Origin of the sequence: Streptomyces sp. NPDC051105 (genome assembly GCF_040682795.1) — a bacterium.
GTDB lineage: Bacteria > Actinomycetota > Actinomycetes > Streptomycetales > Streptomycetaceae > Streptomyces.
This window is the reverse complement of the sequence record NZ_JBFBBR010000024.1, coordinates 1-11943: the sequence shown is the minus strand read 5'-3', so window position 1 is coordinate 11943 and position 11943 is coordinate 1. Positions and strand designations below refer to the sequence as shown.

7 protein-coding genes are annotated in these 11943 nt (G+C 69.3%); 4 read left to right on the top strand and 3 right to left on the bottom strand.

The window, feature by feature from the left end:
• Positions 1-1582 precede the first annotated feature (1582 nt).
• From AB0N16_RS38365 to AB0N16_RS38355, 3 genes are all read left to right on the top strand, one after another.
• On the top strand, positions 1583-2056 hold the full coding sequence (locus tag AB0N16_RS38365) for a hypothetical protein (protein ID WP_365805112.1): 474 nt from the start codon (positions 1583-1585) through the stop codon (positions 2054-2056).
• A 99-nt stretch (positions 2057-2155) separates the two neighbouring features.
• The gene (locus AB0N16_RS38360; protein ID WP_365805110.1) at positions 2156-2959 is read left to right on the top strand and encodes a LuxR family transcriptional regulator; all 804 of its coding nucleotides are present in this window, start codon (positions 2156-2158) and stop codon (positions 2957-2959) included.
• Positions 2956-4512 carry an acyl-CoA carboxylase subunit beta gene (locus tag AB0N16_RS38355; protein ID WP_365805108.1) on the top strand — a complete coding sequence of 519 codons (1557 nt, stop codon included), beginning with the start codon at positions 2956-2958 and terminating at the stop codon, positions 4510-4512. Before AB0N16_RS38360 ends, AB0N16_RS38355 begins: the two co-directional genes overlap by 4 nt.
• A 9-nt stretch (positions 4513-4521) precedes the next feature.
• On the opposite strand, the gene AB0N16_RS38350 is transcribed toward AB0N16_RS38355, so the two are convergent.
• The 3 genes from AB0N16_RS38350 to AB0N16_RS38340 all read right to left on the bottom strand — a co-directional run bounded on the left by AB0N16_RS38350 (position 4522) and on the right by AB0N16_RS38340 (position 6433).
• Positions 4522-4986, bottom strand: a complete 465-nt coding sequence (locus tag AB0N16_RS38350; RefSeq protein WP_365805106.1) for a hypothetical protein — start codon at positions 4984-4986, stop codon at positions 4522-4524.
• A gap of 122 nt (positions 4987-5108) precedes the next feature.
• A complete protein-coding gene (locus AB0N16_RS38345; RefSeq protein WP_365805104.1) occupies positions 5109-5831 on the bottom strand; it encodes an SGNH/GDSL hydrolase family protein in 723 nt (240 codons plus the stop codon).
• Positions 5828-6433 (bottom strand): TetR/AcrR family transcriptional regulator, encoded by a 606-nt coding sequence (locus tag AB0N16_RS38340; protein WP_365805102.1) that lies wholly within the window; start codon positions 6431-6433, stop codon positions 5828-5830. Before AB0N16_RS38340 ends, AB0N16_RS38345 begins: the two co-directional genes overlap by 4 nt.
• 261 nt (positions 6434-6694) lie before the next feature.
• On the opposite strand from AB0N16_RS38340, the gene AB0N16_RS38335 reads away from it, so the two are divergent.
• The coding region (locus AB0N16_RS38335) for a type I polyketide synthase (protein ID WP_365805100.1) at positions 6695-11943 on the top strand (5249 nt) is incomplete at its 3' end.

The window sequence follows — 11943 nt, the reverse complement described above, 5'->3', positions numbered from 1 at the left end:
TTCACATCAGCTGCGATTCCAGCTGATAGCGGTCATGGGCGGCGACCTCGAAATGCCGTCGACGGGATAGCGGAAGAAACCGTAATTTCAGGAGATTGTGGGGGTGGAGGCGGTGGGCTGATCAAGGTCTCGACAGTCGGTCAGGCGTGGGCTGCAGCGTGGGGGTGTGAGGTCCGCCCTGCCGGCGGCGGACGGGTCGATGGTGTCGGCCTGGCGCTTGAGGCGCACGCGCAGCTCGTCGATCGGGCGAGGCCTGTCGGCCAGATCGGGGCACCGCTCCACCGGTCACCGCGGTGACCCTGTCCGCGTATGCGAGTTGCGGCCGTAGGAGTAACCCTCCAGGAAGCGGTGGAAGTGTATTTGCAGGGAGTTGGGCACCGAATCCGGCATCACCGCGGCGCCGGTAAAACCCAGTGCGCCGCGTCCTTCGGACGGGCTTACGGGTGCTCGAACGGCGCCGCCCTGCGGCGGCTGAGTGGAAGGGCCGGGGGGAGGCGCCACGTCACCGCCATCGGCTCGCCGAGTGCATCCGCTCCGCGTGATGTCCCGGGGTCTTCGCACCGCCCCGGTTCACCCGGTTCCGAGGCTGAATCGAGGCGGTGCGGGGTGGGATGCGTCCGGCCCCAACGCGAGGGTCGGACGGGCACTTTGCTGGTCGTGACCGCCCGCCGGCTTCGGTCGTGAGCTGCCCGGCGCGCGCAGCGCGCAGCAGGTCGCGCGGGATCCGCGGGTGCCTCGCAAGGCGCCGCCTGGCCACAATGCGCCGTCTGGCCCCAATGCGCCGTCTGGCCACCATGCGCCGTCCGGCCGCCGCGGCGGGGAGCGCTGTCCGGCTGAAGGCCAGGCGTTTGCCGACGGCCCGAGCTCCGGTCATCCACCAGTGTTTCTCCGGGTGTTTCTGTGTAATTGTGCACGTGATAGGTGGGATGCGAGGCGACGCGGAACGCAACCTCGGAAGCTGTTACCGCGTCGTAAATTCTCGGGGGCGGATGCGACCCTCGCGTGGTCCAGGACTTCCGTGAGAGCCGCGTCAGACGTGGCGACTGGCCAGATGGGGCTGGCCGAATCTATTCGTTCTGTACGTAAGGCGCTGTGGGCGTTGCATAAATGCCGAGTTCGAGGTGCCGACGACGGAAACCCTGTAGTTGAATGATGACCAAGGAAAGGGAATTTTAACTTCCGGTACTCTGGTGGCCTTGGGGAAAGTTGACTGAATCCGAATCGAGGTTCTAATGTCGGTCTCCGGTTCGACGGGCTGGTGCTCGCCGGAGTCCGATTGGTTTCGGATTCAATAAGATACCTCGAATTACCAGGTCAGAGTGGTTCTGGGGCCGTGAAGGCGGCGAGCGCAAGGATGTCGACAGCGAACAACGGCTGAAACGCGATACGGGGGTCTCGCGACGTGGACATGACGGTGCATTGGCTGAATCCGGGCATGGCGAAAGAGGAGTGCGAGGAGGATCGCACCGTGCGGCGGGTCATCCGCAGATGCCGACGCTCCCTGGCCGTGACCCTCACCGGCTCCAGCCCCTTTACGGAATCGGTCTTCTGGCACCTGGCCAGGACCCCGAACCATTTCCCCGTGCAGCTCCTCTGCGCCGCCGAGACCGCACGTGACTCGATGAAACGTCTCCAGGACCTCCCCGGCCGCCAGATCGAAGCACGCGTCTCCGAAGGGGAACTGCGCGGCATCGTGGTGGCCGACGGCGTGACCGCACTCGTATCCGCACCCGACCAGGTGACCGGTGGCCAGTCCGTGGTCATCGACGACCCGGCGGCCGTGGGCACCCTCCAACTGCTCTTCGTCGGAGCATGGTCCGGGGGTCGTCCGCTGCCCGGCAGGCCGCGGCTCAGCCCGCGGCTGCGCACCGAACTCGTCCAGAACATCCTGCGGCGGCTGCGCGACGGTCACACCGACGAGGCCGCGGCACGCGAGATCAACGTCTCGCTGCGCACCTACCGGCGCTACGTCGCGGAGATCATGCGTGAACTCGACGCCAACTCCCGCTTCCAAGCAGGAGTGCGTGCGGTGGAGTACGGCCTGCTCCCGGCATGACCCGACAGGCCGAACAACTGAGGTAAGCCACGCCGAGCCCAACGACGTCGCCGGCGTACGGCTCACCCGTGATCAAAACAGTCCGGGGGACGGGGAACCTTGTCCGCAACACGTGAAGACGTACTGGAACAAGCACTGTTCGACGTGCGGGCGCTGATCGGGGCGTCCGCGGCCGCACACCACCACCGCAACGAACGCGAACGACTGATCACCACTGTGAGCAGGGACGCCCTGCTCAACACGGCACGAAGCCTGATCGGCGAGGCCACCCGCTCCATCGATGTCGTGTACGCACACCGGTTTCGCGCCCGGGGGGCGGACCCGTGCCTGTCGACCCGGGCGGAGCGGGAACTCTACGCCGCGGCCGCGGGCGTCTCCGTACGCCTGCTGACCATCCCGCCGCTGCTCGACGCCGCATTCGTCCGCGACCAGTGCGGACGGCCACGTCCGGTGGCCGTCCGAGTGGCCCGGATGCCCCCACTGCACGCCCTCGTCGTCGACGACCGCGCCGCCTTCGTGACGACCGAGTCCGCCGCCGGCATCAAGTCCTCCGTCATCCGGGTGCCGGAGGTACTGCACGCCATCCGCGCGCTCTTCCAGAGCGTGTGGAGCGACGCCTTACCAGCTGTCGAGAAGATCGTCCTGGGCGACAGCGAACGCACCGCACTGGCCCGGCGCATACTCGGCGCCCTGCACGCAGGGGTCACCGACGAGGTCGCCGCCCGCGAACTCACCATCTCCGTGCGCACCTACGGACGTTATGTCGCGGAGATCATGACTCTGCTCGGCGCCAACTCCCGATTCCAGCTGGGGGTTCGGGCGGCCGAACTGGGACTGCTCCCGCCGGCGGCACCGGTCGACGCCGCCGGCCGGACCGACCGCACGGGGGGATACCGGATATGACGGAGAACGACGCCGCGTCGCGCGCGGCCGAACTGACAGCCATCCGCGACGAGATCGTCCTCGGCAACACACGCGGCACGGAACAGCAGCACAGCAAGGGCAAACTGACGGTCCGCGAGCGCCTCGCCCTGCTCTTCGACGAGGGAACCTTCCAGGAGGTCGAGACCCTGCGCCGGCACCGGGCGACCGGCTTCGGCCTCGAAGGAAGGCGCCCGCACACCGACGGTGTGGTCACCGGATGGGGCCTGGTCGAGGGCCGGACGGTCTTCGTCTACGCCCACGACTTCCGGATCTTCGGCGGCTCCCTCGGCGAGGCCCATGCCACGAAGATCCACAAAATCATGGACATGGCGCTGGCCGCCGGCGCCCCCCTGGTCTCACTGAACGACGGAGCGGGCGCCCGCATCCAAGAAGGCGTCCAGGCTCTGGCCGGCTACGGCGGCATCTTCGCCCGCAACACCAAGGCCTCCGGAGTGATCCCCCAGATCAGTGTGATGCTCGGCCCGTGCGCGGGCGGGGCCGCCTACAGCCCGGCACTGACCGACTTCGTCTTCATGGTCCGCGACACCTCCCAGATGTTCATCACCGGACCCGACGTGGTCCGCGCGGTGACCGGCGAAGAGATCTCCCAGAACGGCCTGGGCGGCGCAGACGTGCACGCCGAGACCTCGGGAGTGGCGCACTTCGCGTACGATGACGAGGAGACCTGCCTCGCCGAAGTGCGCTTCCTGCTCTCGATGCTGCCCGACAACAACCGGCAGACCCCACCGACCTTCCCCGCCGGCGCCCCGGCCGACCCGACCGGAGCGACCCTGCAATCCCTGGTACCGGCCGACGGCACCCGCCCGTACGACATGCGCGCCGTCATCGAGCAACTCGTCGACGACGGCGAGCACATGGAGGTGCACGAGCGCTGGGCCCTCTCCATCATCTGCACCCTGGCCCGCCTCGACGGGCACGTCGTGGGCATCGTCGCCAACCAGCCGCGGGCCCTGGCCGGCGTGCTGGACATCCACTCCTCGGAGAAGGCCGCGCGCTTCGTACAGTTCTGCGACGCGTTCAACATCCCGCTGATCACACTCGTGGACGTGCCCGGATTCCTGCCCGGGGTCGGCCAGGAGCACGGCGGGATCATCCGGCACGGCGCGAAACTGCTGTACGCGTACTGCAACGCGACGGTGCCGAGGATCTCGCTGATCCTCAGGAAGGCCTACGGCGGCGCCTACATCGTCATGGACTCCCGCTCGATCGGCGCCGACCTCGCCTACGCCTGGCCGACGAACGAGATCGCGGTGATGGGCGCCGAGGGAGCCGCCAACGTGGTCTTCCGCCGCGAGATCCAGGAGGCGGCCGACCCCGAGGCCACCCGCGCCGAACTGGTCAAGGCCTACAAGACCGAACTCATGCACCCCTACTACGCGGCCGAACGAGGACTGGTGGACGATGTGATCGACCCGGCCGAGACCCGGACGGCGCTCATCGCGGGCCTGGCGATGCTGCGCCGGAAGCACCAGTCGCTGCCGCTGCGCAAGCACGGCAACCCGCCCACCTGACAAGGGAGGTCACCGAGCCGTCCCGGACGCCTCGGCCCGACGCCGTACCGCGTGGAGCTGACGCGTCATCAGGACCGCGTGCGCGCCGGACGCGATCACGAGCCGCCGGTAGGCCCAGCCGGCAGGCCCGGGGAACTCCGCATAGGTGCGCGCACCGAGCACCGTCCCGCCGTCCCGCTCCTCCAGGGCCAGGACCAGCGCGTACCGCGAGAACCGGTGGCGGCCGGTGAACCGGACCAGACGCCCCGGTACCGACTCCGCCACCTCGAAGCCGGGCAGCGTCGAACCCTCGGCGAGCGGTTCTCCGGAACACCGCCGCGGTTCGGCGCCCACCAGATGCCCGTACGCCTCCATCCCGGAGGGCCGTACGGACCCACGGCCGCCGTACACCCGCATGAGGGCCCGCCACACGGCGGCGGCGGAGGCCTTCACGAACACGGTGTGCTCGTCGATGAACGGCGGTTCTTCGGCCATGGGTTGCATCACTCCAGGCATGTGGTGCGCCGCGCGGTCTCGGATTCCAGGGGCAGGAGGCAGGAGGCAGGAGTACAGGAGGGCAGGAGCCGCAGGACGGCAGGGGGTGTGGTGTACGGCGATCAGACCGCTTTGGCAAGGAGATCGCCACGGCGCTCGGCGAGATGGTCCGCGACCGCCTCCGCCCAAAGCCGGTAACCGGTGGCCCCCGGATGGAAGCCGTCCCGGGCGAAGAACTCCGGGCCCATCGGCAGCAGAACCTCCGAGCCGATCCAGGTCGCCCGCTGAGATTCGGCGCACACCCGCCGCGAGGCCTCGTCCAGACCCGCCGCCTGCTCGGCGAGGTACCCGGCCAGGACCCTCGGCAGGGACGGCAGGGACCCGAACGGCGGCGTCCCGGTCACCACGACATGCTGGGCCCGCCCGGCCAGATCGTCGACGATCGCACCGAGATCGTCCCCCCACTCCCGCGGGGTGCGGCGCGCCAGCACATCGTTGACCCCCGCGAGGAGCAGCGCGACGTCCAACTGCTCCCCGAGCCCTGGCATCAGCCGATGGCGGATACGCCGGAGCGTGGCACCGTACTCACCCACCACCTGCCACTCGACGGGCCGGCCGGTCCGGGCGGCGAGTTCGCGGGCGAGAAGCACCGGGAACCCTTCCTCCTGGGTACCGACCCCACAGCCGGCCGCGGTCGACTCGCCCAGGACGCCGATGCGCACCGGCGGCCCGGACCCGTCTCCCACCGACCCCTCCGTCGGGCCGGCGGCCGGTGGGATCCTCTCGGTCTTCGAGCGCACCCACAGTCCCTGAGCGGCGACGATGGGCAGCAGGAGAGGGTTCATGAGGCCGTCCTCGTGGTAGAGATTTCCGTACTGGTGAGGCGAGTCGCCTGGAGTGGACGGACTTCCTGGGCGTGCTGCGGCCGAGCAACGGTCGCACAGCTCCCGCCGGTCAGATCCACACCGAGCGACTGCGACAGCGCCACCAGCGCGCCGTCCGCCAGGAACCGCGCCAGCTCGTCGCGGCCCGCGCCGGTCAGCCGCTCGGCCTCCGCCAGCACCCCCGCGACCAGGGAGCGGCAGCGCGCCGCCACCTCTTCGTCGGTACGCGCGGCGGCGTACGCCTGGAGCAACAGGCCGCTGGCGACCCCGTCGGCGATCAGGTCCCGGAAAGCGTCCCGCATCGCCTGCAGAGGGGCGTCCGGACAGGCCTCCGCCGCCGCGCGGAAGGCGCCGATGACCTGGTCCTCCAACTCGTCCACGCAGGCCAGGAAGAACGACTGCCTGTTCCCGAACAGCCGGAACACATAAGACGGCGAGACCCCGATCTCGTCCGCGACATGCTGCAGCGCCGACGCGGTCAGCCCATGGTCCGCGAACACCCGCATACCGGCGGCGATCGCCTGCGCCCGTCGCTGCGTCGCCGTACGGCGCTCAGCTCCCATGGCTGCAGCATGACAGTAGTAACCAATAACTTCCAAGGGCCTCTCCGTTCGCTTCCCAGGCGTTTCCAAGGACTTCCCCAGGTGTTGCCGGGACTTCCCCCGGGGGCGCCTGCCCGGCCCGGAACCGGCCGATCGCGGTGCGCCGACGACGTTCCTCCCAAGGTTGGCAGTTTCCGGACAGGGCCCGGCTCCGGGGCGACACCGCTGCCTACTCTCCGTATGAGGACGACCTGCGGACTGCATCCATGACGGAGGAATGCCATGACGGGGGCCGATCGGCAGCAGATCGCGATCGTGGGAATGGCGTCCCGGATGCCGGGCGCAGCGGACACCGACGAGTTCTGGCAACTGCTGCACCAAGGTGGCGACGCCATCCGCGACCGCGACACGAGCCGGCCCTTCGGCCCCGAACGCGGCGGATTCGTCGAAGGGGTCGAGGAGTTCGACGCGAACTTCTTCCGCATGGCTCCCCGCGAGGCGGTCGCGACGGATCCCCAGCAACGGCTCGCGCTCGAACTGGCGTGGCAGGGCCTGGAGGACGCGGGCATCGTTGTGGGGGCTCAGACCCGGGCGTCGACGACCTCGAACAACCCGACGGACGAGACACCGGCGAACGTCGGCGTCTATCTCGGCGTCATGGCGGCCGACTACTCGGACCTCGTGGCCATGGCAGGCGGCCGTGGTGTCACACGGCACACCCTCACCGGCGTCGGCCGCTCCCTGATCGCCAACCGCGTCTCCCACACCCTGGGCCTGTCCGGCCCGAGCATGACCGTCGACACCGGACAGTCGTCCTCCCTCGTCGCCGTACACCTCGCCTGCCAGAGCCTGCGAAAGGGCGAGTCCGACATCGCGCTGGCGGGCGGCGTCCACCTCAACGTGTCCCCCCTCAGCAGCGTCGTAGTCGAAGCCGCGGGCGCGCTCTCGCCCGACGCCAGGAGCTACGTCTTCGACGAGCGGGCGAACGGCTATGTGCGCGGCGAGGGCGGTGGCCTGGTCGTCCTCAAGCCGCTCGCGCGCGCCATCGAGGACGGCGACCACGTCTACGCCGTCATCGACGGCAGCGCCGTCGGCACCGGCACCGGAGACAACGGGCTGACGGTCCCGAGCGCCACCGCTCAGCAACGGGCGATCACCACGGCTCTGGAACAGGCCGGAGTCGCCCCCGCGCAGGTGCAGTACGTCGAACTCCACGGAACCGGCACGCCGGTCGGTGACCCCATCGAGGCGGAAGCGCTGGGAGCGGCCTACCGGCGGGCAGGGGCCACCCCGCTCGTCGTCGGCTCAGTCAAGACGAACATCGGGCACCTGGAAGGCGCGGCGGGCATCGCGGGCCTGATCAAGACCGCGCTCTGCATCGACAAGCGCGAACTCGTCCCGAGCCTCAACTTCACCCGGCCGAACCCGCGTATCGACCTGGACGGACTGGGCCTCCGCGTGGGCACGGCCAACGAACCGTGGCCGGGGGAAGGACAGCCGATCGCGGCGGGGGTGTCGTCGTTCGGTATCGGCGGCACCTGCTGCCACGTCGTGCTGACGGCGGCGCCGGCGGAGGAGCCGACGGAGCGTCCGGTGGCCGAGTTGCCCGCTGCGTCGCCTGCCGCGTCGGTGCCGGTGCCTGTGCCGGTGGTGGTGTCGGGTAGGGGTGAGGTGGCGTTGCGTGCGCAGGCGGAGCGGTTGCGTGCGCATGTGGTGGCTTCGCCTGGGGTGGGGTTGGTGGATGTCGCTTTCTCGTCGGTGGTGTCGCGGGCGCAGTTGGAGCAGCGGGCTGCGGTGGTGGCGTCGGATCGGGAGGGGTTGCTGGCGGGGCTTGCGGCTTTGGCCGGTGGTGTACCGGCGGCTGGTGTGTTCGACGGTCGGGTGAGTGCGGGTCGTACGGCGTTCTTGTTCACGGGGCAGGGGGCGCAGCGGGCGCGGATGGGTGTGGAACTCACCTCCGCTTACCCGCAGTTCGCGCGGGCGTTGGATGAGGTGTGCGCGGAGCTGGACCCGCGGCTGGGCCGTTCGCTTCAGAGCCTGCTGGCTGCCGAGGAGGGCTCTGCGGATGCGGGGCTGCTGGATGCGACGGAGTTCACTCAGGCCGCGTTGTTCGCGGTCGAGGTGGCCCTGTTCCGGCTGGTCGAGTCCCTCGGAGTGCGCCCGGACTATCTGATCGGGCATTCGGTGGGTGAGCTGGTGGCTGCTCACGTGGCGGGGGTGTTGTCGCTGGCGGATGCGTGTGCGCTGGTGGTGGCTCGTGGGCGGTTGATGGGTGCGTTGCCGGCTGGTGGTGGGATGGCGGCGGTGCAGGCGGCGGAGGAGGAGGTGGCCGGGGAGCTGGCCGGGTTCGAGGGCCGGTTGTCGATCGCTGCGGTGAACGGTCCTCGTTCGGTGGTGGTGTCCGGTGATCTGGATGCGCTTGATGAGTGGCTGCCGCGGTGGCAGGGCCGGAAGACGACTCGGTTGCGGGTGAGTCATGCGTTCCATTCGCATCGGATGGAGCCGATGTTGGCGGAGTTCCGCAAGGTTGCGGACGGGCTGACGTTCGGTGTTCCCGGGATCCCGGTGGTGTCGAATGTGACGGGTGCTCTGGTGTCGGCGGAGCTGGCTGATCCGGGCTATTGGGTGGATCACGTCCGTCAGGCGGTCCGGTTCACGGACGGGGTTCGTACTCTGCAGGCCGAGGGTGTGACCCGGTTCCTGGAGCTTGGTCCGGATGGTGTGTTGACGGCGTTGGCGCGTCAGGCGGTGGATGAGGACACGGAGGCGGTGTTCGCGACCGTGTTGCGGGCGCGTCACCCCGAGTCGGAGACGTTCGCCGCGTTTTTGGCGCAGGCGCATCTGGCGGGTGTGCCGGTGGACTGGCAGGCGTTCTATGCGGGCATGGGTGCTCGGCGCGTGGGGTTGCCGACGTATGCGTTCCAGCGGGAACGGTACTGGCTGGCCTCTGGTGCCGGGGCCGGTGACGCGGCTGCTGCCGGACTCGGGCGGCTCGACCACCCACTGCTGGCTGCCGCTGTCCAGGTGGGGGAGCGGGACGAGTGGCTGTTCACCGGACGCATGTCGCAGGACAGTGCGCCCTGGGTGCAGGACCACGGTGTACTCGGCATGGTGATCGTGCCCGGCACCGCGCTGGTCGAACTGGCCGTGACGGCAGGGCAGCACGCGGGCAGCCCGGTGCTCGAAGAGATCGTCATGGAGTCACCGCTGATCTTTGAGGGCAGTGCGGCGGTGCAGTTGCAGGTCACTGTCGGCGAGCCCGATGAGGATGGCCGCCGTGCGGTCGTGCTCTACTCCCGTGCGGAGCAGCGGGGTGAAGGCGAGCGGCCCGAGGTGGTGTGTCACGCGCGGGGTGTGCTCGTGGCGGAGACGCAGCCGTTGGTGTCGGTGTTGCCGGTCGAGTGGCCGCCGCCGGGTGCCGAGCCGGTTGATGTCGAGGCGTTGTACACGCGTCTGGCGGACGCCGGGTATGACTACGGGCCGGTGTTCCAGGGGCTGCGGGCGGCCTGGCGCGATGGCGAAGAGGTGTATGCCGAGGTAGTGCTTGCCGAGGATGCCGGTGGTGAGGGCTTCACTATCCATCCGGCGCTCTTCGACGTGGTGCTGCACGGTGGGCTGTTGGAGAGGGCGGCCTCGGCTCCGGCGGAGTTGCCGTTTTCCTGGTCCCGGGTGCGGCTGGGGAACGGTGCTGCCTCGCGGGTGCGGGTCCGGATCGTGCCGGCGGGTGAAGGCGCGCTGCGCGTCGATGCGGCCGATGAGTACGGCCAGCCGGTCGTGAGCGTGGAGAGGCTGGTACTGCGGCCGGTGGATCCGGCGCGGCTGACAAGCGGGCAACGGGCCGGGAACGAGTCCCTGTTCACAGTCGACTGGGTGCCGCTTCCTGCACCGTCGACGACTCCACCGCAGGTCGCGGTGCTCGGTGAGTCACCGCAGGTTGATCTGGATGCGCTGGAGCAGGCCGTCGTTTATGGCGCGGCCGTTCCGGATGTGGTGGTTGCCGAGGTCGCGGGGCTGGCGGATGGGGCGTCGTCTTCGGTTGTGGTGCGGGTGTTGGGGTTGTTGCAGCGGTGGTTGGCGAGTGAGGTGTTGGCTGATGCGCGGTTGGTGGTGGTGACGAGGAACGCGATCGCGGTGGGTGATGAGGTTCCGGATCTGGTGTTGGCGCCGGTGTGGGGTCTGGTGCGTAGTGCGCAGTCGGAGCATCCGGGGCGGATCACCCTGGTGGACGTCGACGGTGATCCCGACGGTGGTGTGCCGGACTGGGGTGTGCTGGCTGCTCTGGAGGAGCCTCAGCTCGCTGTCCGTCGTGGCGGGTTCCTGGCGCCCAGGCTGGCGCGGGCGTCCTCCGCATCGGTCGAGGCGCCGGTGCTGGATCCCGACGGCACGGTCCTGATCACGGGTGGTACGGGTGGTCTGGGTGCGGTGTTCGCCCGGCATCTGGCCGCACAGCATGGTGCCAGGCGGCTCCTACTCGTCAGCCGGCGTGGGCCGGGGGCGGCGGGTGTCGGTGAACTCGTGCAGGACCTGGAGGCGTTGGGTGCTTCGGTGCGGGTCGAGGCGTGTGACGTGTCCGACCGTGACCAACTTGCTGGCCTGATCGGTTCGTTGGAGCATCCGTTGACGGCGGTGATTCATGCGGCCGGTGTGCTGGATGACGGTGTGATCACGTCGTTGACGGCTGAGCAGGTGGAGCGGGTGATGCGGCCGAAGGTGGATGCGGCCCTGCATCTGCATGAGCTGACCGCGGGCATGGAGTTGTCGGCGTTCGTGCTGTTCTCGTCCGTGGCGGCTCTGATCGGCAGTCCTGGTCAGGGCAATTACGCCGCGGCGAATGCCGGGCTTGATGCGTTGGCTGCGCAGCGTCGTGCTGCTGGTTTGCCGGCGACCTCGTTGGCGTGGGGGCTGTGGGCGGATGCGACCGGGATGACCGGGGAGCTGGACGAGGGCGGTGTTGCCCGGTGGGCCGGGATGGGTGTCAGGGCGTTGCCGACCGAGCTGGGTTTGGAGTTGTTCGGCGCGGCCTGTCGGCGCGATGCGGCCCTGGTCGTGCCGGTGCAATTGGACCTCGTTGCCCTGCGGGCGCAGGCCCGGTCGGGCCTGCTGCCGGCACTCCTGCGTGGGTTGGTGCGGATGCCGGTGCGACGTGCCGGGGCCGGTGGTTCGCTCGCGCAGCGGTTGGCCGATGTCCCGCAGGCGGACTGGGAGCGGGTGGTTCTGGAGTTGGTGTTGGCGCAGGTCGCGGCGGTGTTGGGGCATGCTTCGGCTGCTGCGATCGACCCGGGGCGGGCGTTCAAGGAGCTGGGTTTCGATTCGCTGGGTGCGGTGGAGTTGGGTAACCGGCTGACGCAGGCGAGTGGTGTGCGGCTTCCGTCGACGCTGGTCTTTGATCATCCGTCGCCCGCGGCCGTCGCCCGGTTCTTGCTGGCGGAGGTTGGTGGGGGTGAGGGTGTTGATGAGCGGCGGGTGGTGCGGGTCCGGCGTTCGTCGCGGGTGGATGAGCCGTTGGCGATTGTGGGGATGAGTTGCCGTTA

Bases quoted from the DNA above. Each gene is read 5' to 3' on its own strand.
- AB0N16_RS38355 (WP_365805108.1), top strand. From the start codon at position 2,956: ATGACGGAGAACGACGCCGCGTCGCGCGCGGCCGAACTGACAGCCATC.
- AB0N16_RS38350 (WP_365805106.1), bottom strand. From the start codon at position 4,986: ATGGCCGAAGAACCGCCGTTCATCGACGAGCACACCGTGTTCGTGAAG.
- AB0N16_RS38345 (WP_365805104.1), bottom strand. From the start codon at position 5,831: ATGAACCCTCTCCTGCTGCCCATCGTCGCCGCTCAGGGACTGTGGGTG.
- AB0N16_RS38340 (WP_365805102.1), bottom strand. From the start codon at position 6,433: ATGGGAGCTGAGCGCCGTACGGCGACGCAGCGACGGGCGCAGGCGATC.